Below are 22553 nucleotides of genomic sequence, written 5' to 3'. Positions count from 1 at the left end.
TGGGGTGTGAACGCCTTACTTCTTCGCCAAGGCGGCCTGGGCGGCGGCGAGGCGGGCGATGGGCACGCGGTAGGGCGAGGCCGAGACATAATCGAGGCCGGTAGCCTCGCAGAAGGCGATCGAGGCGGGATCGCCGCCATGTTCGCCGCAGATGCCGAGCTTGATGCCCGGACGCGCTGCGCGGCCCCGCTCGACGGCGAGCTGGATCAGTTCGCCCACTCCCTCCACATCGATACTGACGAACGGGTCGCGGGCGAAGATGCCCTTATCGACATATTGCGTCAGGAAGCGGCCCGCGTCGTCACGGCTGATGCCGATCGTGGTCTGCGTCAGGTCGTTGGTGCCGAATGAGAAGAATTCGCCGACCTCGGCAATCTCACCCGCCTTCAGAGCGGCGCGCGGCAGTTCGATCATGGTGCCGACCAGATATTCGACCGAGGCGCCCTGCTCGGCGAAGACTTCGCTGGCGACGCGATCGACGATCGCCTTCATCAGTTCCAGCTCCTTCTTCGTCGCAACGAGCGGGATCATGATTTCGGGGATCGGTGCTTCGCCGCTGCGCTGCTTGATGATCAGCGCGGCTTCGAAGATGGCGCGGGCCTGCATCTCGTAGATTTCAGGATAGGTTACACCGAGACGGCAGCCGCGATGGCCGAGCATCGGGTTGAATTCATGCAGTTCGGCAGCGCGACGCTTGAGCGTATCGACACTGACGCCCGCGCCCTTTGCGACTTCCTCGAACTCCGCTTCGCCATGGGGCAGGAATTCGTGCAGCGGCGGATCGAGCAGGCGGATGGTGACGGGCAGTCCCGCCATCACCATGAATATCTGCGCGAAATCGTCGCGCTGCTCAGGCAGCAGCTTGTCGAGCGCGGCGCGGCGGCCCTTTTCCGTGTCGGCGAGGATCATCTCGCGGACGGCGGTGATGCGGGCGGCGTCGAAGAACATATGCTCGGTACGGCACAGGCCCACGCCTTCCGCGCCGAAATCGCGCGCGGTCTGGCAATCCAGCGGGGTTTCGGCATTGGCGCGGACCTTGAGGCGGCGAACCTTGTCGGCCCAGGCCATCAGCACGCCGAAGTCGCCCGCCAGTTCGGGCTGCACGGTCGGGACTTCGCCCGCCATCACTTCGCCGGTCGATCCATCGATGGTGAGGATGTCGCCTTCCTTGAGCGTGCGGCCCTCGATGCGCAGCGTCTTGGCGGCGTTGTCGATGGACAGACTGCCCGCGCCGGAAACGCAGGGGCGGCCCATGCCGCGCGCGACCACGGCCGCATGTGACGTCATGCCGCCGCGCGCAGTCAGGATGCCCTTGGCCGCGTGCATGCCATGAATGTCCTCGGGGCTGGTTTCGACGCGGACGAGGATGACCGCCTCGCCCATTTCATTGCGGCGCTCGGCCGTATCCGCGTCGAACACGATCGCGCCCGAAGCCGCGCCCGGCGAAGCGGGCAGACCCTTGGTCAGCACATCGCGCGGCGCCTTGGGATCAAGCGTCGGGTGGAGAAGCTGATCGAGCGCGGCGGGATCGACGCGGGCGACGGCCTCCTGCTCCGTGATCAGACCCTCGGTCGCCATATCGACGGCGATCTTGAGCGCGGCCTTGGCAGTGCGCTTACCCGAGCGGGTCTGGAGCATCCAGAGCTTGCCCTGCTGCACCGTGAATTCGATGTCCTGCATGTCGCGATAATGGGTTTCGAGGATCTGGAAGACCCGCGCCAGTTCGGCATAGGTTTCGGGCATCGCCTCTTCCATCGACAGCGGCTTGGCCCCTGCCCGCTCGCGCGCTGCGAGGGTGAGATATTGCGGCGTGCGGATGCCGGCGACGACGTCCTCGCCCTGCGCGTTGATCAGATATTCGCCATAATAGGCGTTCTCGCCGGTCGCGGGGTCGCGGGTGAAGGCAACGCCAGTGGCCGAGGTGTCGCCCATATTGCCGAACACCATCGCCTGCACATTGACGGCGGTGCCCCAATCATGCGGGATCGAGTTCAGGCGGCGATAGACCTTGGCGCGGTCGGCCTGCCAGGAACCGAACACCGCGCTGATTGCGCCCCATAGTTGATCGTTCACATCCTGAGGGAAAGGCTTGTTCCAAAGCTTTGAAACAAGGCCCTTATATTCGGCAACCAGCGCCTTCCAGTCGTCAGCGGTCATTTCCGTGTCGAGCGTGTAGCCCTGATCTTCCTTGGCAATCTCAAGGGCTTCCTCAAAGGCGCCATGGTCGAGTTCCAGGACAACGTCCGAATACATCTGGATGAAGCGGCGATAGCTGTCCCAGGCGAAACGCTCATCGCCGGACGCAACAGCGAGGCCGACAACAGTTTCGTCGTTGAGGCCAAGGTTCAGCACGGTGTCCATCATACCGGGCATCGAAATGCGCGCGCCAGAGCGGACAGAGACGAGAAGCGGATCGGCTGCATCGCCGAACTTCTTGCCCGTGACACCCTCGATATGGGCAATGCCGCTGGCGACCTGTGCCTTCAGGCTTTCGGGAAAGACCCCGCCATCCTCATAATAGCGGGTGCACATTTCGGTCGTGATGGTGAAACCCGGAGGCACCGGCAAGCCGATGGCCGCCATACCATCCAGATTGGCGCCCTTGCCGCCCAGGAGATTCTTGTCCCCCTTGCCGCCGTCATCAACGCCGCCGCCGAAACGATAGACATAACGTGTCGCGGTGGTGCTCATGCTGGCCTCTTCCCTTGTCAACATAGTCGCGGCTCTCCTGCACTGATTGCCGTGTATTTGTGCGATGCAACAATTCCAAAACAACAGGCGGGCGACAGACGCACCCGCTTTTACGATAATTGCTCTCTCACTTCATCGATTTTCCCGGTTGGCCGGGTATCTTTCGGTTTTAGGCCGTAATTTTCGAGAAATCGGCCACTGCGTGGACGGCTTCGCGCACCCGTGCCAGCAGAGCTAGGCGAGCGGCGCGCTTTGCCGGATCGGCGTCGTTGACGGTTACCCTGTCGAAGAAGGCGTCGATCGGGGCGCGAAGGGTTGCGAGCGCGGCCATGGCGCCCTCGAAATCCTCTGCCTGGACAGCGGCGGTCGCGCGGGGCTCCGCGGCGTCGAGGGCTGTTATGAGATCGGCTTCAGTGGGTTCAGGGGTATAGGTCAGTTCGACCTTTTCGGCGGTTTCGACGCCTTCCTTCTTCAGGATATTGGCGGCGCGCTTGTAACCGGCGAGCAGATTGGTGCCGTCTTCGGTAACGATGAAGGACTGAAGCGCCTTCACGCGGGCGAGCAAACGCACAAGATCATCCTCGCCGCCAAGCGCGAACACAGCGTCGATCAGGTCGTGGCGGACGCCTGCTTCCTTTTGTTGGACTTTGAGGCGGTCGGCGAAGAAATCGAGCAAAGCGCTAATCGCCTTGGGTTCGTCCACGCGCGTTTGCGGAGACCAATCCAGACCCTCACCGAATTTCTGCTTTTCGTCCTCGGTAAATGCTTTCCGCCCCCATATCCAACGCTCGCCATCCTTAACTGGGCAAAGCAAATCGAGCGCCTTAGGAGCAACGGATTTGAAGGCAAAGCGAAGACCAGAGGTCTCGGTCAGCGCTTGCGCGGCCAGCATGGCTCGTCGAAGAGCGAAGGGGTCTTTTGATCCGGTCGGAAGCATCTCTGCAGCGAAGAAGCTGACCAGCGTGTCGATTTTGTCCGCGAGCGATACTGCAACGGTCAGTGGGGCAGTCGGAACATCATCCCCCTGCCCAACCGGCTTATAATGATCGCGGATAGCATCGGCCACGGCATCGGGCAGACCTTCCGCGCGCGCGTAATAGCCACCCATAACACCTTGAAGTTCGGGGAACTCTCCAACCATTTCGGTGACGAGATCAGCCTTAGCGAGGCGCGCGGCTTGTTCGACCTGATCGGCGTCCGCAGCCTTCACGATGCCCTCTTCCACCAGCCAGCGGGCCAGCTTGGCGACGCGCTCCACCTTATCGTGAACCGTGCCGAGCTTTTCGTGGAAGGTGATGCGCTCCAGCTTCTTCGCATGTTCGGCCAGCGCCTTGCGGGTCGAGCGGTGGCGCGAAGCCCCGGTGCCCTCATGGTGCCACTGATCCTCTTCCCAGAAATGACGGGCGTCGGACAGGCGCGCGGCGAGGACTTTGCGATTGCCGGCGATGATCGCTTCGCCGCCATCCTTCGCCTCGATATTGGCGGTGCAGATGAAAGCGGGAGCGAGCTTGCCCGCGCTGTCGCGCAGAACGAAATATTTCTGGTTTATACGGAGGGTTAGCTGGATGACTTCAGGCGGAACCTCAAGGAAAGTAGGATCGAAATCGCCGAGCAGCGGGACTGGCCATTCGGTCAGGCCCGCATTTTCCGCGACGAGGCCCTTGTCCTCGATCAGGGTGTAGCCCTTTGCCGCGGCGGCTTCGGTGGCCCGAGCCTCGATGATCGATTGGCGTTCCTGGTGGCTGACGATCACATGGCAGGCGCGCAGCTTTTCGACATAATCGTGGGCGCTGCCGATAGTGATTTCACCGGGATGATGGAAGCGGTGGCCGAGCGTGGCGTAGCTGCTGCGGATACCTTCGATCTCGATATCGACCAGGTCTTCGCCCAAGATGGCGACGATGCCTTGCAGCGGGCGGACCCAGCGCAGGCTTTCGGTGGTTTGCGAAGCGGTGCCCCAGCGCATGGATTTCGGCCAGGGGAAGGTGCGGACGACCGCGGGGACCGCTTCGGCCAGCACTTGCGCCGTGGCGCGGCCGGGCTTGTTGACCGTGGCGAACCACACGCCGTCGCGGTCTTCGAGCTGGTCCTGGGTCAGGCCGGTCTTGCGGAGGAAGCCTTCCAGCGCCTGCGCGGGGGCGGAGGTGCGGGGGCCTTTGAATTCCTCACTGACGGCGGCGGTTTCCAGCGGCAGATTGCGCGCGATCAGGGCGAGGCGGCGGGGCGTGACGAAGCTGTCGATGCTTTCGGGCTTCAGGCCAGCCTTCGCCAGTTCCTCGGTGAAGAGGCGGGCGAGGTCTTCCGATGCTTTGATCTGCATGCGCGCGGGGATTTCTTCGCAGCGCAGTTCGAGGAGGAAGTCGGTCATCACGCGGCCCACCCGTTCACTTCCATCCATTTTTCGCAAGCGCCCTTAGCCAAATCGCGGACGCGGCCGATGTAGCTGGCGCGTTCCTGCACCGAGATGACGCCGCGGGCCTGGAGCAGGTTGAAGACATGGCTCGCCTTGATCGCCTGATCATAGGCGGCGAGCGGAACGCCCGCCTCAAGGCTCGCCTTGCATTCGGTTTCCGCATCTTTGAACCAGCGGAACAGCTTTTCGGTGTCGGCGATCTCGAAATTCCATTTCGACATCTGCTGCTCATTGGCGAGGAAGACGTCGCCATAGGTGACGCCCGCGTCATTGAACTTAAGGTCATAGACGCTGTCCACGCCCTGGATATACATGGCGAGGCGTTCGAGGCCGTAGGTCAGTTCGCCCGCGACGGGCTTGCAGTCGAAGCCCCCCATCTGCTGGAAATAGGTGAACTGGGTGACTTCCATGCCGTCGCACCAGACTTCCCAGCCCAGCCCCCAGGCGCCCAGCGTCGGGCTTTCCCAATCATCCTCGACAAAGCGGATGTCGTGGACCAGTGGGTCGATGCCGATTTCGGCCAGCGACCCCAGATAGAGTTCCTGGAGGTTCGCCGGGGACGGCTTCATTATGACCTGGTACTGGTAATAATGCTGGAGGCGATTGGGGTTTTCGCCATAGCGGCCGTCGGTCGGGCGGCGGCTGGGCTGCACATAGGCGGCGTTCCACGCGTCCGGGCCAAGGCTGCGCAGCGTGGTGGCGGGGTGGAAGGTGCCCGCGCCCACTTCCATGTCATAGGGTTGCAGGATAACGCACCCCTGCTTTCCCCAATAGGCGTGCAGGGTCAGGATCAGGTCCTGAAAAGAGAGCACTTTGCCTGTCGCCACGGACGGTCCCTTGGAAATGATAGTTTGATCGCGCGCGCCTTGGCGCAGGAGGGCGAAAGGGTCAAGGAAAAGAGGGCGTGGAGGCGGTTAATCCGCTTGCCCAAATGCCCCCTGCCCCGCATGGATGGCGGCGAAACTCTTCGCAATGGATCGATGCCCGATATGAAATGGCCCCTTTCGCGTGTGCTGGCTGCTGGCCTTCTGTTGCTGACCGGCTGCGCGCAGGAGCAGACTGCTTCCGCCAGGCCGCCTGCGGCGAAGACGGCCTATGTGACGCCTGCGCTGTGGCGGGTGAAGGATGCGGATACGACCATCTATCTGTTCGGCACGGTTCATGTGCTGAAGCCAGGGACGGAGTGGTTCAAGGGCGGGATCAAGCAGGCGTTTGACGGATCGGACGAGCTGATGCTGGAGATCGTCGAGCCCGAGGACCCGCAAGCCATGGCGGCGTCCATGGCGCATACGGCTTTGGCGCGGGATGGGGTGAAGCTGTCCGACCGTCTAAGTGCGGACATGCGCGGGAAATATCAGGCGGCGATGACCGCGAACGGCCTCCACTGGCAGATGTTCGAGCCGTTCAATCCCTGGATGGCGGGGATGGCGCTGTCGGTGCAGCCGCTGGAGAAGCTGGGCTATCAGGCGGATCTGGGCGCGGAGAAGACGCTGACGGCTGCGGCGAAGGCTGCGGGGAAGAAGGTCGGCGCGCTGGAGACTGTGGAGCAGCAGCTTGGCTATTTCGCGGGTCTGCCGATGGAAAGCCAGGTCAAGTTCCTGAACGCGACGGTTGAGGGCTTGCCGGACATGGACAGCGAGTTCGCTCGCCTCATCGCGCACTGGAAGGAAGGCGATCCGGACAAGCTGGCAGCGGAGATGAACGAGTCGCTGGAGGCAACGCCGGAACTGGCGCAGGTGCTGCTGATCCAGCGGAACGCCAATTGGGCGAAGTGGGTAAAGGGACGGCTCGCACAACCCGGAACGGTCTTCATCGCAGTCGGAGCCGGGCACCTGGCGGGCAAAGGCAGCGTGCAGGATCAGTTGAAGGCGCTCGGCGTCGCGTCGGCCAGGGTCGCCGAGTGAGCTTGCTGCGATGGCTGGGACTGTGTGCGCTGCTGCTGGTGGCGGCCTGTGGACGCGACGGCCCAGCCCCTGCGGAAGGTAGAGGCCCGGCGCTTTGGCGCGTGCAGGGCCATGGGCTGGACGGGTGGCTATTCGGGACCATCCATGTGCTGCCGAAGGGCGTGGCCTGGCGAACAGAGAAGGTGCGGGCGGCCATCGACGGGTCTGACCGGCTGGTGCTGGAGTCGGCTGAGATACAGGATCGCGCGCGAACGATGGCGCTGTTCGAGAAGATGGGGCGTAGTCCTGGCCTGCCCCCTTTGGAAGCGCGAGTGCCGGTCAACGAGCGGGATGAACTTCAGCGGATCGCCGGTGAAGGCGGGACCAGCACGCAGCTTTTGTCCGGTTATGAAAGCTGGGCGGCGGCGATGCTGTTGTCGGCCGCGGCCCAGCAGTCGTTACATGTGAGTGGGGACGAAGGCGTCGAGCCCGCGCTGATCAAGGACTTCCGGGAGGAGGACAAGCCTATCGGTGGACTGGAAACCGTGGCGCGGCAGTTCGGCGCATTCGATACGCTGCCCGAAGCCGCACAGCGGCGGTTGCTGGCGCAGACGGTGGAGGAAGCGCGGCGAATGAAGGCGCTTTATGAACGCATCATGCGGGCCTGGCTCGAGGGCGACATGGCGGCAATCGCGCGGGAGGATGAGGCGGGGGAAAAGCCAGACCCGGTCGTGGAGCAAGCGGTGCTGATTGCGCGCAATCGGGACTGGAGCGATGTTGTAGGGAAGCTGAGAGGGCGGCCCTTCATCGCGGTGGGCACTGGGCATTTGACCGGGCGGGATAACCTGATCCAGTTGCTGGAAGCGAAGGGCTACAAAGTTACGCGGGTGCAGTGAACGCCAGCCGTTTGCCGACTTCGCTCGAAACGAACGGATGTGGGGACGGATCGGGTTGGTTGAGAGCGGCGTGCCCTTGCCTTCTCTCGCTTTTCTGCTATTGGGCCGCGGTCCCGACATGGTCATCCCTGGAGGCGTGGCGGGCGCTTACATCAATTTGCTTTTGGAGACACGCAATGAGCGAGCAGCTTACGCTGTCGGCCGAGGCACGCGATCGGGCAGGCAAGGGAGCCTCCCGCGCTCTCCGCCGTGAGGGCCGCGTACCCGCCGTCATCTATGGTAACAATGAAGAACCGCAGTCGATCCACGTCGAGGAAAAGCTCCTCAACAAGCTGCTCGGCACCGGCCACTTCTTCAACTCGGTCGTCATGGTCGAGGTTGGCGGCGCACAGGTTCGCACCCTGGCGAAGGACGTCGCTTTCCATCCCGTGACCGATCGTCCGCTGCACGCTGACTTCCTGCGCGTTTCGGAACATGCCACCGTGCACGTCAACGTTCCGGTGCGCTTCGAGAATGAAGACGCTTCGCCGGGCCTCAAGAAGGGCGGCGTGCTGAACATCGTGGCGCATGAGATCGAACTGATCGTCGATGCGGCCGAGATCCCCGACGATGTCGTCGTCGATCTGACCGGTCTGGACGTTGGTGAATCGATCCACATCGGCGCGGTCAAGCTGCCCAAGGGCGCAAAGGCTGCCCATGACGAGCAGGACTTCACCGTGGCAACCGTGGTCGCTCCTTCCGCGCTGAAGAGTGCCGAGGGCGACAATGAGACCCCGGCGGAAGGCGCGTAAGCCTTTCACCACTATATCTGAAGAAACTCCGTTTGTGCTGAGTAGGGGTTGAGCTTGTCGAAGACCCGTATCGAAGCATCGGTCCACCAGATCGGTCCTTCGATATGCTATTTCGACTTCGCTCGATGCCCGCTCAGGACAGACGGAGTTTCGTCCTTTTGGGGCTGACAAATGCAGATCTGGGTCGGCCTAGGTAATCCTGGCACCCAATATGCCATGCACCGGCATAATGTCGGGTTCATGGCGGCTGACGTGATCGCCGACCTGCATTGCTTCTCACCCGCGAAAAAGCAGTTTCAGGGCTGGGTCCAGGAAGGCCGGATCGGCCCTGAGAAGATCATCCTGCTGAAGCCCGCAACTTTCATGAACGAAAGCGGCCGGTCGGTGGGCGAGGCCATGCGTTTCTACAAGCTGACGCCAGAGGATGTGACAGTCTTCCACGATGAACTGGACCTGGCGCCGATGAAGGTGAAGGTTAAGCGCGGCGGCGGCAATGCGGGACATAATGGCCTGCGATCGACGGACGCGCATATCGGCCCGGATTTTCGACGCGTGCGGATCGGCATCGGCCATCCGGGGCATAAGGACCGGGTGCATGGCTATGTGCTGGGCAATTACCACAAGAGCGAGATGGACGCGCTGTCCGATATGCTGGGAGCGATCGGAGCCGAGGCCGAATGGCTTGCCAAGGGCGATGATGCGCGGTTCATGAATGAGGTTGCGCTGCGGCTGGCGGAGTAGGAAGCGCTGATGCGCGGTCCTGCACATGCAGAGGAGTCGTCATACCGAATCCCATATATGCGCTCCGCCCGCGAACCTGGTGCAATGGCACCTTTGGTGCTGAACTGGGTTCGGCATGACGTTTCGACTGGGGCCCATAGATCTTACTCAGTTTGGCGGCTGAGCGCCGTTCCTTCGCGATAAAGCGCGGTGGACGGATTGCCCCTTGTCGCATTGGCGGGCCATAGAGGGGACTGACTTTCCATTTTCCCAAGGGGATGCGGGTGATTCAGACCGTTGCGACGACGCCTTTTTCCGATCAGAAGCCGGGCACTTCCGGCCTGCGCAAGAAGGTCCGCATTTTCCAACAGCCCCATTATGCCGAAAATTTTGTCCAGTCGGTGTTCGACAGTCTGGAGGGTTTCGAAGGCCAGACGCTGGTGGTGGGAGGCGACGGACGCTACCTCAATCGGGAAGTCATCCAGATCGTCCTGAAGATGGCCGCCGCCAACGGCTTTGGCCGCGTGCTGGTGGGCAAGGGCGGCATCCTGTCCACTCCGGCAGCTTCGCATCTGATCCGTGCTTCGAGCGCCTTTGGCGGGCTGGTGCTGTCGGCCAGCCATAATCCGGGCGGGCCGGACGAGGATTTCGGGATCAAATATAATGTGTCGAACGGCGGCCCTGCGCCCGAAAAGGTGACGGACGCCATCCATGCCCGGACGTTGGCGATCGATAGTTATCGCATTCTCCAGGCGGAGGACGTTGATATCGACAGGCTTGGCACGAGTAAGCTAGGCGGCATGGCGGTCGAAGTGGTCGATCCTGTCGCCGCCTACGCCGATCTGATGGAGCAATTATTCGACTTTGCCGCCATCCGGACAATGATCGCCGAGGGCTTCACCCTCTCCTTCGATTCAATGAGCGCGGTTACCGGCCCCTATGCGGTCGAGATATTCGAAAAGCGGCTCGGCGCGCCTGCTGGTACAGTGCAGAACGCGACCCCCCTGCCCGACTTCGGCCATCATCATCCGGACCCCAATCTGGTCCACGCCAAGGAGCTATATGACCGGATGATGGCGGCGGACGCGCCGGATTTCGGCGCGGCTTCGGACGGCGACGGCGATCGTAACCTGATCATCGGGCGGCATTGCTATGTGACGCCGTCGGACTCACTCGCGGTGCTGGCGGCGAACGCACATCTGGCGCCGGGCTATGCGAGCGGGCTGAAAGGCATCGCCCGGTCCATGCCGACCAGCGGCGCGGCGGACCGGGTGGCGGAGAAGCTCGGCATCCCTCTTTATGAAACGCCCACAGGATGGAAATTCTTCGGCAACCTGCTGGATGCGGGAATGGCGACGATCTGCGGCGAAGAGAGCGCCGGCACCGGATCGGACCATGTGCGCGAGAAGGACGGCATCTGGGCCGTGCTGCTGTGGCTAAACATCTTGGCCGTGCGGCGGCAGAGCGTGGCGGAGATCATGGCCGAACATTGGGCGACCTATGGCCGAAACTATTATGCGCGGCACGATTATGAGGCGATCGCCAAGGATCGGGCCGATGGACTGATGGCGGCATTGCGGGATAAGCTGGCGACACTGCCCGCAACGGTGAACAGCGGCGGCACAGTGAAGAGCGCGGACGACTTCGCCTATACTGATCCCACCGATCAATCCGTCAGCCGCAGCCAAGGCGTGCGGCTGTTGTTCGAAGATGGATCGCGGATCGTCTTTCGCCTGTCCGGCACCGGCACGGAAGGAGCAACCTTGCGGGTCTATATCGAGCGTTATGTCGGTGAGGACAACGAGTTGGGATTGGAAACCGCTGACGCGCTGGCCCCGCTGGTCCGCGCGGCCCAGGAAGTGGCGGACATTGCTGGCTTCACCGGGATGGAGCGGCCGAGCGTCATCACCTGATCGGTCACGAAAAGTTACGTTCGGGACATGGCTAGGCAAGGCCAAACACCTAACGACGCAGCATGCCCAGATTTCGAGTTCGCCGCGCCCTCACGCCAGCTGTTGGCATCATGATAGGATTCTTGCTGGCTCCAGGGTCGGTGAAAGCTGCTACGGCGGAGGATGAGCAGGTCTGGATGAACCTGACCGCCATGGGCGCAGTGACGGGCGACCTGATCTATTTCACCGAAGTCCAACCGCGTATCGGCAATGGCGTTTCGCGGATTGATCAGACGATCCTGCGAGGCGCGGTAGGCTGGAAATTTTCGCGAAGCCTATCGGTCTATCAGGGCTATGCTCATGTCGTGCTTCCCACACAGGCTGGTCGTGACGTCAATGAGGAGCGGAGTTTCCAGCAGGTCAACTGGACGATCGGCAAGCCTTGGCAGGGCGAACTATCATCAAGAACCCGGCTGGAGCAGCGGTGGCGATCGGATGGCGGCGGCATTGGATGGCGGCTGCGGGAGATGCTGCGCTACGAAAAGCCGCTGAAGCCCGCAGGCGAGGCGATCAACGCGCTTGCCTATGCGGAGGGATTTGCCGCGCTCAACAATACGGGCTGGGGACAGAAGGCGGGATTTGACCAGTTGCGCAGCTTCGTGGGCGCTGAGATCAAGCTGATGGGCAAGTCCACGACGGAGATCGGCTATCTCAACCAATATATCGACCAAGGGAGCGCCAAGCGGATGAACCATGTGGCGTCGATCACCCTCTTCTTCCGGCACTGAGCGCAGGCTGGCCTTCGCGCGCGGAACAGGCTATCGGCGCGGCCATCATTTTGACGTGAAGGCATATCCATGGGTTTTCGTTGCGGTATCGTCGGGCTTCCCAATGTGGGCAAGTCCACCCTGTTCAACGCGTTGACCGAAACGCAGGCGGCGCAGGCGGCGAACTATCCCTTCTGCACGATCGAGCCCAATGTCGGCCAGGTCGCGGTGCCCGACGAGCGACTGCAGACGATCGCGAAGATCGGCGGGTCGGCCAAGATCATCGAAACGCAACTGGCCTTTGTGGATATCGCAGGGCTGGTGCGCGGCGCGTCCAAGGGCGAAGGGTTGGGCAACCAGTTCCTGGCGAATATCCGCGAAGTGGACGCGATCGTCCATGTGCTACGATGCTTTGAGGATGACGACATCACCCATGTCGAGGGCAAGGTTGACCCCATCGCCGACGCCGAGACGGTTGAGACCGAGCTGATGCTAGCGGACCTGGAAAGTCTGGAAAAGCGTGTGCCGAACTTCGCCAAGAAGGCGGCGCAAGGGGACAAGGAAGCCAAGGCTGCTGCGTCCGTCCTGGGCAAGGCGCTGGACCTGCTGCGCGACGGCAAGCCCGCTCGCCTGACGCAGCCGGGCGATGATGAGGAGGAACGGATCTTCCGGCAGGCGCAACTGCTGACGGCCAAGCCTGTCCTCTATGTCTGCAATGTCGAGGAAGATGCGGCGGCGGAAGGCAATGCTCATTCCGCGCGCGTGTTTGAAAAGGCTGCGGCGGAAGGTGCCAAGGCAGTAATCGTGTCCGCTGCGATCGAGGCGGAACTCATCACCATGCCGGTCGAGGAACGGGCGGAATATCTGGAGGCGCTCGGCCTTGAGGAAGCGGGTCTGGCGCGCATCATCCGGGCGGGATACGAACTGCTGGGCCTCATCACCTTTTTCACCGTCGGCCCCAAGGAAGCGCGGGCTTGGACGGTTGCAAGGGGCTCCAAGGCTCCGCAGGCAGCGGGCGCGATCCATACCGATTTCGAGAAGGGCTTCATCCGCGCCGAGACTATGGCCTATGCCGACTATGTCCAGTTCAACGGCGAAGCGGGCGCCAAGGAAGCGGGCAAGTGGCGGTCGGAAGGCAAGGAATATGTGACCCAGGATGGCGACATCATGCTGTTCCGGTTCAACGTCTGAGCCATGACGCTGCGCCCCGGCCAAATGCCTGCGCAGCGCAAGGCCGCCTTCCCGCCGAGCGTCGATGAAGCTACGCGGCTGTTGATACTGGGCAGCCTGCCGGGAGACGCATCGATACGGCAGGGCGAATATTATGCCCATCGCGGCAACGCCTTTTGGACGCTGATGGGTGGCGTGCTGGACGAGGATCTGCGCGCCCTGCCTTATGCCAGGCGGCTGAAGAAGTTGCGGGCGCGCGGGGTTGGCCTCTGGGACGTGATCGAAAGCGCCGACCGGGAGGGCAGCCTGGACAGTGCGATACGCGGTGCGGAGTTGCGGGACCTGTCGGCTTTTGTGGCTCGCTTGCCGAAGCTGGAAGCGGTCGCTTTCAACGGTAAAACTGCAGCGCTACATGGGCGGCGGCAGATCGGATCTGCGCAAGGACTGACGCTCATCGATCTCCCATCCTCCAGCGGCGCCTATGCGATGCTTTCACGCGAGAAAAAGGCGCAAGTCTGGCAAGGCTTGCGCAAGTGGATCGATCCGCAAGATTGACGTTAACGTAAGGCACTCCTAGGTTGCAGCCAACCAAGGAGCCGGTCATGAGCGAAGTCGTCTATTTCGAAGATGTGTCTGTAGGCGACACGATTCATTTCGGCCCGCTCAGCGTAAGTCGGGAGGAGATAATCGCCTTCGCCGCGGAATATGACCCCCAGCCCTTCCACCTGTCCGACGAGGAAGCAGCGGCCACGCATTTCGGCAGCCTGTCCGCGAGCGGCTGGCAAAGCACTGCCCTGTTCATGAAGATGTTCGTCGCCGAAATGCAGAAGGTCCAGGGGCGGCAGGAAGCAAGCCTGGGTGCGATCGGCGTGGATGAACTGCGCTGGCTAAGGCCCGTGCGGCCGGGCGACACGCTGCGCGGCATGTCCGAGGTGATCGAGACCAAGGCGTCACGCAACCGGCCCGAGATGGGCGTGGTGCGGACCCGGGTGACAATGATCAACCAGAATGACGAGCCGGTGATGACGATGAAGCCAATCGCGCTCTTTCGAACGCGGCCCGCCTGACATTCAGAAGGCTTCGTTCCCGTCTGCACGGGGAAGCGGGCGATTGGCGATAGCGTCGGCGGCCATGATGCGCATTTCGCGCGTGGGTGCGTTGGCGATCTGGACGATGTGCAATCCTGGCTCAAGATCGAACCAGACGATCTTGCGGATGCCCGAACATTCTAGGCCGTAGCCATGATCGACGACTGGCTGAGATGTGCTGCCGATCACCACGTCCGCCCAGGCCGGACCAGAGAGCGCGACGCCAATGCGGGCAGGCGCTTTAACCGCCAGGGTGAAGAGGCCGCCATGGCTTTTGGCGTCAATCTTGGCAGGGGCCGCGGCGAACTGGATTTGTGCGACGGGACGAAGCGTTGCCACGACCGGCTTCCCCAGAATCAGCCGGGGAGCGGATATGGGCTCAGCGCCCGCTATTGCGCTTCCGCTCTGCATCCAACTGGTCCAGGGCTCGGGCGGCGGCGGGGCGTCTTTGCAGACTGTCGCGGGTTGGGCATTGGCCAGTGCGGGCACGAAGCATAAGGCGAGCAGGCAGGCGGTCACGCGCATCGTCACTTCCTTCCGAACAGCTTTTCTATGTCGCCATGGCCAAGCTTAACCCAGGTAGGCCGCCCATGATTGCACTGGCCGCTGCGGGGGGTGATTTCCATTTCGCGCAACAGTGCGTTCATCTCGGTCACGCTCAGCACCCGACCGGCGCGAACGGAGCCGTGGCAGGCCATGGTGGCGGCGACCAGGTCCAATCTCTCCTTCAGCGATAATGCGCTGTCATAGGCGGCGAGGTCGTCGGCAAGGTCGGAAACAAGCCCCTGCACATCGCCCTGCCCCAACATCGCAGGCGTCGCGCGGACCAGCATGGCGGCGGGTCCAAACCGCTCCAGTTCCAGGCCGAAGTCGCGCAGTTCGTCGATCCGCGCTTCCAGGCGGTCGCAGGCGGGTTCATCCAACTCGACCACTTCGGGCAGCAACAGTGCCTGCGCGGCGACGCCCTGCCCGTCCATGGCGCGACGCATGCGTTCGAGGGTGAGCCGCTCATGCGCGGCATGCTGATCGACGATCACCAGCCCATCCTCGGCCTCAGCGACGATATAGGTGCGTGCGACCTGGCCCCGCGCGACTCCCAAGGGAAAGCTGGCACTTTCTGGTGCGGGCGCGGCGGCAGGCTCGGCCCGGGCCTGCGGTGGCGGAGCCGAAAAGCTGGGGCGGCGGTCGGCGAAGGATGATGAGGGCGCTAGGGCGTAGGATGATGGAAATGCGCTTTCGAATATCGGCAGGGCGCTGATCGGCGTGGGCGAGACAGGCTCCGCCTTCCACGCCGCCAGTCCGGCCGGGTCCGCCTGCTGCACCGAACGGAAGCCTTCCGCATCCAAGGCACGGCGCAGGCCGGACACGATCATGCCGCGAATCAGCGCAGGATCGCGGAAACGCACCTCCGTCTTGGCGGGATGGACATTGACATCCACCTCTAGCGGCGGGACGTCCAGGAACAGGGCGACCACGGGATGGCGATCCCGCGCCAGCATGTCTGCGTAAGCGCCGCGCACCGCGCCCACAAGCAGGCGGTCGCGCACAGGACGGCCGTTCACGAAGAGAAACTGATGATCACCGACGCCCCGATTATAGGTGGGCAGCGAGGCGACGCCGGACAAGCGGACCCCCTCACGCTCCAAGGAGACGATGACGTGATTTTCCGCGAGCGCCCGGTCGGTCAGGGCGGCTACGCGGTCCTCCCGCGCTTCTCCGCCTTGCACGCCGATCGCGCGGCGGCCGTCATGTTCGAGGGTGAAAGCTACCAAGGGATGCGCCATGGCTAGGCGACGCACGACATCCAGGCAGGCGGCATATTCCGCCTTGGGCGAGCGCAGGAATTTGCGGCGGGCAGGCACGCGGGCGAAGAGTTGCTCGACGGTGACGCGGGTGCCGGGCGGAAGGGCCGCAGGACCTTCCGATACCAGGGCGCCATTGTCGATCGTCCGGTTCCATCCATCCTGGCCCATCGGACGGCTATCAATCGAAAGATGAGCGACGCTGGCGATGGAAGGGAGCGCTTCGCCGCGAAAGCCGAGCGTCGATACATTTTCGATCGCATCGTCCGGCAATTTCGAGGTGGCATGCCGCTCAAGCGCAAGGGCGATTTCAGCCGGAGCCATGCCGCAGCCGTCATCGCTGACCTCGATCCGGTCGAGGCCGCCATTGCTTAACCTTATGGAAATGCGGGCTGCTCCGGCATCCAGCGCATTTTCAACGATTTCCTTGAGCGCGCTGGCGGGTCTTTCAACCACTTCACCGGCAGCGATACGGTTGACCAGATGTTCGGGCAGGCGGCGTATTGACATTGATTAGTGACTAGCCCAAGCGAGCGCTTTCCGCGAGCCGTTGCCCCCCGAAAATTTTGCCTCCCGACAGAGGAGGATGACAGGGACGCCGGAACGTGGCAGGGACCTCCGAACGCCCCGGTTCGCGTCGCCGGGAAGGGCGGGCTGAACAGGAACAGGCATGTCGATCTTTTCGCGACTTTTCAAACTTTCCTCCCAGGATATGGCTATCGATCTCGGCACGGCTAACACCGTGGTCTATGTGCGTGGCCGCGGGATCGTGCTGAATGAACCGTCGGTTGTGGCGGTGGAGACGCTGAACGGCGTGAAGCGGGTCAAGGCCGTCGGCGACGACGCCAAGCTGATGATGGGCAAGACCCCCGATTCGATCGAGGCTATCCGTCCCCTACGCGACGGCGTCATCGCGGACATCGACGTCGCCGAACAGATGATCAAGCATTTCATCACCAAGGTGCATGGCGGCAAGTCGCGTCCCTGGCGCTTCCCGGAAATCGTGATCTGCGTGCCGTCGGGTTCGACCAGCGTCGAGCGCCGTGCGATTCGCGACGCGGCGAGCAATGCGGGCGCCTCTCAGGTGTTCCTGATCGAGGAACCCATGGCCGCTGCCATTGGCGCTGACATGCCGGTGACCGAGCCCATCGGCTCCATGGTCGTCGACATCGGCGGCGGCACGACCGAAGTCGCGGTGCTGTCGCTCCGCGGCCTCGCCTATACCACTTCGGTGCGCGTGGGCGGCGACAAGATGGACGAAGCCATCGTGTCCTTCGTCCGCCGTCATCACAATCTGCTGATCGGCGAAGCGACCGCCGAGCGCATCAAGAAGCAGTTCGGCGTCGCCCAGCCGCCCGAAGACGGCGTGGGAGAGACGATCCACATCAAGGGCCGCGACCTGGTGAACGGCGTGCCCAAGGAAATCTCGATCAACCAGGGTCAGATCGCCGACGCGCTGGCTGAGCCGATCAGCACCATCGTCGAGGGCGTACGCATCGCGCTGGAAAACACCGCTCCCGAACTGGCGGCGGACATCGTCGATCAGGGAATCGTCCTGACCGGCGGCGGCGCGTTGCTGAAGGGCCTGGACGATGAGTTGCGCGACGAGACCGGCCTGCCGGTCACGATCGCCGAAGATCCGCTGACCTGTGTCGCGATCGGAACCGGCCGGGCGATGGAAGATCCGATCTTCCGAGGCGTGCTGCAGACCGCTTAAGGCCGGGGGACCATCAAATGGCGCGGCCACCCAGCCGGCGTCCCGGCCACAACCGCAAGGCGCAGTATAGCCTGTTCGCCAGCTATGTGGTGGCGGTAACGGGCGCGGTTGTCGGCCTGCTGCTGATCGCCGTCGCGATCTTCGATCCGACCGGCTTTGCAGCGATAAGAACAGCCACATCGGAGATTTCGCGTCCGGCCTCGCTCGGGCTGCGCAATATGGTGAGCGGCGCCAGCTCGCTTGACGAGGTGCTGACCGCTTATTGGCGCGCGGGGTCGCAGAATATTGCGCTCCGCCACCAGGTCGAGGCAGACCGCAACCGAATCATCGAGGCCAAGGCGATCGCGCAGGAAAATCTGCGGCTCAAGAAGCTGCTGAAGCTGGTCGATGAGGATCAGACCGACCTACTGACGGCGCGGCTCATTTCCTCCTCTTCATCCAGCCCTCGCCGCTTTGCGCGGTTGAACGCCGGGCGTTGGCAGGGCGTGCGGCCCGGCATGCCGGTGCGCGCGCCAGAAGGGCTGATCGGCCGTATCCACAGCGTGACGCCCAATACCGCCGAAGTCCTGCTGCTAACCGACAGCAGCAACATCGTGCCGATCCGCCGCGCGACCGACAGCGTGCCCGCCATCTCGACCGGGCTTGGCGACGGGACGGTCGAAATCCGTTCCTTGGCGGCTGGCCGTAATCCTTTCAGTCCGGGCGATATTCTCGTCACTTCCGGCGTCGGCGGCGTTTACCAGCCCAATATTCCCGTGGCGGTAGTTGTGCGGATCGCGGGAGAGATCGCCTATGGCGTGCCGCTCGCCAACCCGTCCAAGGTCGATGCGGTCGTGGTCGAGCGCTCTTTCGAGGAAGCGGTGACGCGGACGGACCCGGCCGCAACGGACGGCGCCTTGCCGGAGGTGGCGGCGAACGCCACCGCGCCATGATCGACCCACATCTCCAGCATGTTCCGCGGCTGGGGCGGCATCCGTCGCGCTTCCGGCTGACAGGTACGCCGGTCATCGCGGTCATGCTGGGATCGGCGATAACCGTTCTGCCGGTCATTGCCCAGGCGCCAGTCATGCCGCCCTTCGGCCTGCTGCTGCTCCTATCCTGGCGACTGTTGCGGCCGGAATTGTGGCGCGCCTGGATCGGCCTGCCGCTCGGCCTGTTCGATGACATCATGAGTGGCCAGCCGATCGGTTCGGCCATGTTCCTGTGGACGGTGATGCTGATCGGAATCGACGCCATCGAACATCGCATGGTGTGGCGCAGCTACCGGCAGGACTGGCTAATCGCGTCGGCCGGGATTATCTTCTGCATCGCTGGTGGAGTGTTCTTCGCGCGGATCACCGGTGGAGGAAACATCAAGCTGCAACTGGTTGCGCCGCAAATGCTCTGGACGGTCCTGCTCTTCCCCTTCGTGGTGCGTCAATGCGCCCGGATCGATCGCTGGCGCGTGATGGCATGAAGCTGCCCAAGCTCAAGCGGAAGACCGTTACCGAAGCATCGCTGTCCTTTACCTTCACCCGCCGCGCGATGGTGGTGGGTGGATTGCAAGCTGGCATCGGCGCGCTGCTGATCGGCCGGATGGGGTGGATCAGCGTTGCGGAGAATGAGAAATATAACGTCCTGGCGGAGAGCAATCGCGTTAACCTGACGTTGATCCCGCCCAGGCGCGGGTGGATTCTGGACCGGACCGGCAAGCCTCTTGCCAACAACCGCACCGACTTTCGCGTCGATCTGATTCCCGAGCGGGTCACGGATCCAGAGGGGACGATCCGCAGCCTGACGCACCTGCTAGCCCTTGCGCCTGAGGATGTGGAACGCATCCGGACCGAAATGGAGAAGTCGCCGGGCTTCCGGCCCGTGCAGGTTGCCGAAAAACTGACCTATGACCAGTTCGCGGCCGTCAGCGTCCGGTTGCCGGACCTGCCTGGCGTAGCCCCCAGCCAGGGCTTTTCCCGCTACTATCCCGCAGGCGCCACGGTCGGCCACCTGCTGGGCTATGTCGGCGCGGCATCGGCCAAGGATTTTGAAGAGCGCAAGGACCCCTTGCTGATCACACCCGGCTTCAAGGTCGGCAAAGACGGGCTGGAGAAATCCTTCGACCGCGAATTGACGGGCAAGCCCGGCGCGAAGCGGGTGGAGGTGACCGCGCGTGGCAAGATCGTGCGGGAACTGACCACCCGGCCCGACACGCCGGGCAATGCCATCAAGCTGACGATCGATGCGGGCCTGCAGGAATATGCCGGCCGGCGGCTGGCGACCCAGAGCGGGTCGGTTGTCGTCCTCGACTGCCGCAATGGCGACGTATTGGCGATGGCGTCGATGCCAAGCTTTGATCCCAACAGCTTTTCCGACGGCATCAGCCATCTGGAATGGGAAATGCTGTCGAAGGACGACCATGTCCCGCTGCGCAACAAGACCTTGCAGGGGCTGTATCCGCCCGGATCGACAGTGAAGCCCATGGTGGCGCTGGCACTGCTGGAGGCCGGAATTTCCTCCAAGGACCGGATCAATTGTCCGGGCGCCATTCGCGTCGGCAATACGCTGTTCCACTGCCATAAGAAGCGAGGGCACGGATCGCTCGACATGCGCGGAGCCATCGCCCAGAGCTGCGACATCTATTTCTACCAGATGGCGCAGCGCATCGGCATGGACCGTATCGCCAGCATGGCCCGCCGCGTGGGCATGGGGCAGAAATTTCCCCTGCCCTTCGCCAGCCAAAGCTACGGCACGGTTCCCGATCCTGCATGGAAGCTCAAGAAATATGGGCAGAAATGGCAGGTCTATGACACGGTGAACGCGACCATCGGTCAGGGTTATATGCTCATCAACCCGCTGCAGATGGCGGTGATGGCGGCGCGGCTGGCCACCGGGCGGCAGTTGATGCCCAACTTCCTTCTGGGCGCACACAGGCCGGACCCGGAGCCTGTCGGCGTGCCCGAAGAGCATCTGGTGACGATCCGCGACGCCATGAGCGCGGTGGTCAATGGCGGGGGTACCGGAGGCGCTGCGCGGATGGGCATCCCGGGTGTCATGATCGCGGGCAAGACGGGCACGGCGCAAGTGCGGCGCATCACCATGGCTGAGCGCGCAGGCGGCGTTCGCGGCAACGCGTCCCTGCCCTTCAAACTACGCGACCACGCCTTGTTCCAGGGTTTCGCTCCCTTCGACAATCCGCGCTATGCGATCGCCTGCATCATCGAACATGGCGGCCATACCAACCGCGTGGAGGACGCACCCATGATCGCGAGCGACACCATGTCTTTTCTGTTCGATCAGGCCAAGGCGATGGAGAAGCTGGAGACGTTGGAAAAAGGCTGGGGCGGCCCGCCTGCGGAACGGCTGGCGCGGCAGATGGGGGCGTATCGCCTTGCCAAGGCGATCGAGAAGGGAGAGGCTCCGCCCGCAGCTGGCAACGCGAGCGAAGCCGCCAACGCTGCAGGCAATGCGGCCAATGCTACGACTGCCGCACCCGGCGACGACGATGCCCCACCCCCGCCCGGCCCTAACCCGGCGGCTGCACAATGAGCATCGTCCCGCAACCCCTCACCGAATTTCCCTGGCGCGTGCTGGGCATCTTGCTGGCGATCGCAGGGTTCGGAACGCTGGTCCTTTACAGCGCGGCGGGGGGCAGCATCACTCCCTGGGCGGTCAATCAGAGCGTGCGCTTCGTCCTCTTTTCCGGGATGGCGTTCGGGCTGAGCCGCGTGCCGCTGGAGCTGTTCGCCCGCTCAGCCTTTCCCGCCTACGGCGCGGTCCTACTATCGCTGGTGCTGGTCGAACTGATCGGCGGCGTGGCGGGCGGCAGTCAGAGGTGGATCAACCTGGGCTTCATGCAGTTGCAGCCCTCCGAATTCATGAAGCCGATCATCGTGCTGGCGGTCGCGCGCTTCTACGCCCTGCTGCCGGTCGGCGAGATACGGCGTTGGACCGCCATATGGCCGGCACTGGTGTTGATTGGCGTGCCTTGGGCGCTGGTGCTGGTGCAGCCGGACCTTGGAACGGCGACGATGATCGCAGCGGGCGGCGTCACGGTCATGTTCCTTGCCGGATTGCCGCTGCGCCTCTTTGTCGGGTCGGGCCTCACCTTGGCCGCCATCGTCCCGATCGCCTTCAGCTTCCTGCATGACTATCAGCAAAAGCGCGTGCTGATCTTCATGGACCCGGAAAGCGATCCACTGGGGGCCGGCTACCATATCAGCCAATCCAAGATCGCGATCGGATCGGGCGGCATTTGGGGCAAGGGATTCCTGAAGGGCACGCAAAGCCATCTCGATTATCTGCCGGAGGGGCATACAGACTTCGTCTTTGCGACCATGGCGGAAGAATGGGGATTGGTCGGCGGCATATTCCTGATCGGTGCATTCCTCCTGCTGTTCCGATGGGGTATCGGCGTGTCGCTGCGGGCGCAGGATAAATATGCGCGGCTGGTGGCAGCGGGCCTTACCACCACCATTTTCTTTTATGTGGCGATCAACCTGATGATGGTGATGGGCCTCGCGCCGGTGGTCGGCATTCCCCTCCCCTTCATGTCCTATGGCGGATCGTCGATGCTGACCGTGATGCTTTGCATCGGCATCATCATGGCGATCGACCGATCGACGCGGCGTGGACGTCAGCGCAGCGGAAATTGGGGCTAAAGTCCCGCACGGCCAAAAATTTCTACCGCAAGGCGATTTACTGTTTGCAAAGCTGGATGACAATGCTAACTGCCCGCCCACGCCACGGT

The 22553-nt window shown here is 63.0% G+C and carries 19 protein-coding genes; 14 read left to right on the top strand and 5 right to left on the bottom strand.

What is annotated here, in order from left to right; translation table 11 throughout:
* Window positions 1-15: 15 nt before the first annotated feature.
* From ppdK to EP837_RS00470, 3 genes are all read right to left on the bottom strand, one after another.
* The gene (ppdK, locus tag EP837_RS00480; RefSeq protein ID WP_066523673.1) at window positions 16-2715 is read right to left on the bottom strand and encodes a pyruvate, phosphate dikinase; all 2700 of its coding nucleotides are present in this window, start codon (window positions 2713-2715) and stop codon (window positions 16-18) included.
* Between the two features lie 145 nt (window positions 2716-2860).
* Window positions 2861-5059 (bottom strand): glycine--tRNA ligase subunit beta, encoded by a 2199-nt coding sequence (glyS, locus tag EP837_RS00475; protein WP_066528408.1) that lies wholly within the window; start codon window positions 5057-5059, stop codon window positions 2861-2863.
* A complete protein-coding gene (locus tag EP837_RS00470; protein ID WP_066523671.1) occupies window positions 5059-5931 on the bottom strand; it encodes a glycine--tRNA ligase subunit alpha in 873 nt (290 codons plus the stop codon). The genes glyS and EP837_RS00470 overlap by 1 nt, the downstream gene beginning before the upstream one ends.
* A gap of 162 nt (window positions 5932-6093) precedes the next feature.
* Here EP837_RS00470 and EP837_RS00465 point away from each other — a divergent pair, with 162 nt between their 5' ends.
* From EP837_RS00465 to EP837_RS00425, 9 genes are all read left to right on the top strand, one after another.
* The gene (locus EP837_RS00465; RefSeq protein ID WP_156518345.1) at window positions 6094-7008 is read left to right on the top strand and encodes a TraB/GumN family protein; all 915 of its coding nucleotides are present in this window, start codon (window positions 6094-6096) and stop codon (window positions 7006-7008) included.
* Window positions 7005-7883 (top strand): TraB/GumN family protein, encoded by an 879-nt coding sequence (locus EP837_RS00460; protein ID WP_066523670.1) that lies wholly within the window; start codon window positions 7005-7007, stop codon window positions 7881-7883. Before EP837_RS00465 ends, EP837_RS00460 begins: the two co-directional genes overlap by 4 nt.
* Window positions 7884-8059: 176 nt before the next feature.
* Window positions 8060-8674, top strand: coding sequence for a 50S ribosomal protein L25/general stress protein Ctc (locus tag EP837_RS00455; RefSeq protein ID WP_066523669.1), 615 nt, complete (start codon window positions 8060-8062; stop codon window positions 8672-8674).
* 171 nt (window positions 8675-8845) lie between these two features.
* Window positions 8846-9415, top strand: coding sequence for an aminoacyl-tRNA hydrolase (pth, locus tag EP837_RS00450; protein WP_066523668.1), 570 nt, complete (start codon window positions 8846-8848; stop codon window positions 9413-9415).
* 263 nt (window positions 9416-9678) lie between these two features.
* A complete protein-coding gene (locus EP837_RS00445; RefSeq protein ID WP_066528397.1) occupies window positions 9679-11307 on the top strand; it encodes an alpha-D-glucose phosphate-specific phosphoglucomutase in 1629 nt (542 codons plus the stop codon).
* Window positions 11308-11417: 110 nt separating this feature from the next.
* A complete protein-coding gene (locus EP837_RS00440; RefSeq protein WP_066523663.1) occupies window positions 11418-12074 on the top strand; it encodes a DUF2490 domain-containing protein in 657 nt (218 codons plus the stop codon).
* 69 nt (window positions 12075-12143) lie between these two features.
* Complete coding sequence (gene ychF / locus EP837_RS00435) at window positions 12144-13244, top strand: redox-regulated ATPase YchF (protein WP_066523661.1); 1101 nt, start codon at window positions 12144-12146, stop codon at window positions 13242-13244.
* A gap of 3 nt (window positions 13245-13247) precedes the next feature.
* Window positions 13248-13778: a DNA-deoxyinosine glycosylase gene (locus tag EP837_RS00430; RefSeq protein ID WP_066523659.1), complete on the top strand. Its 531-nt coding sequence runs from the start codon at window positions 13248-13250 to the stop codon at window positions 13776-13778.
* A 47-nt stretch (window positions 13779-13825) separates the two neighbouring features.
* Window positions 13826-14290, top strand: coding sequence for a MaoC family dehydratase (locus tag EP837_RS00425; RefSeq protein WP_066528395.1), 465 nt, complete (start codon window positions 13826-13828; stop codon window positions 14288-14290).
* 3 nt (window positions 14291-14293) lie between these two features.
* On the opposite strand, the gene EP837_RS00420 is transcribed toward EP837_RS00425, so the two are convergent.
* Both EP837_RS00420 and mutL read right to left on the bottom strand, forming a co-directional pair.
* On the bottom strand, window positions 14294-14836 hold the full coding sequence (locus EP837_RS00420) for a hypothetical protein (RefSeq protein WP_066523657.1): 543 nt from the start codon (window positions 14834-14836) through the stop codon (window positions 14294-14296).
* Window positions 14837-14838: 2 nt separating this feature from the next.
* On the bottom strand, window positions 14839-16623 hold the full coding sequence (mutL, locus tag EP837_RS00415) for a DNA mismatch repair endonuclease MutL (protein WP_066523655.1): 1785 nt from the start codon (window positions 16621-16623) through the stop codon (window positions 14839-14841).
* Between the two features lie 160 nt (window positions 16624-16783).
* On the opposite strand from mutL, the gene EP837_RS00410 reads away from it, so the two are divergent.
* Genes EP837_RS00410 through rodA form a run of 5 tightly spaced genes read left to right on the top strand, consistent with a single transcriptional unit; the run spans window position 16784 to window position 22464 of the window.
* Window positions 16784-17830, top strand: a complete 1047-nt coding sequence (locus EP837_RS00410) for a rod shape-determining protein (RefSeq protein WP_007685698.1) — start codon at window positions 16784-16786, stop codon at window positions 17828-17830.
* A gap of 17 nt (window positions 17831-17847) precedes the next feature.
* Entirely contained in the window at window positions 17848-18762 is a 915-nt protein-coding gene (gene mreC, locus EP837_RS00405; protein ID WP_066523653.1) for a rod shape-determining protein MreC, read from the top strand.
* On the top strand, window positions 18759-19286 hold the full coding sequence (mreD, locus tag EP837_RS00400) for a rod shape-determining protein MreD (protein ID WP_066523651.1): 528 nt from the start codon (window positions 18759-18761) through the stop codon (window positions 19284-19286). Before mreC ends, mreD begins: the two co-directional genes overlap by 4 nt.
* Complete coding sequence (mrdA, locus tag EP837_RS00395; protein WP_066528392.1) at window positions 19283-21352, top strand: penicillin-binding protein 2; 2070 nt, start codon at window positions 19283-19285, stop codon at window positions 21350-21352. Before mreD ends, mrdA begins: the two co-directional genes overlap by 4 nt.
* On the top strand, window positions 21349-22464 hold the full coding sequence (gene rodA, locus EP837_RS00390) for a rod shape-determining protein RodA (RefSeq protein WP_066523649.1): 1116 nt from the start codon (window positions 21349-21351) through the stop codon (window positions 22462-22464). The genes mrdA and rodA overlap by 4 nt, the downstream gene beginning before the upstream one ends.
* The last annotated feature ends 89 nt before the right edge of the window (window positions 22465-22553 follow it).

Origin of the sequence: Sphingobium sp. EP60837 (assembly GCF_001658005.1) — a bacterium.
GTDB lineage: Bacteria > Pseudomonadota > Alphaproteobacteria > Sphingomonadales > Sphingomonadaceae > Sphingobium > Sphingobium tyrosinilyticum.
The sequence above is the reverse complement of the archived record's forward strand: the minus strand, read 5'-3'. Positions and strand labels throughout refer to the sequence as shown.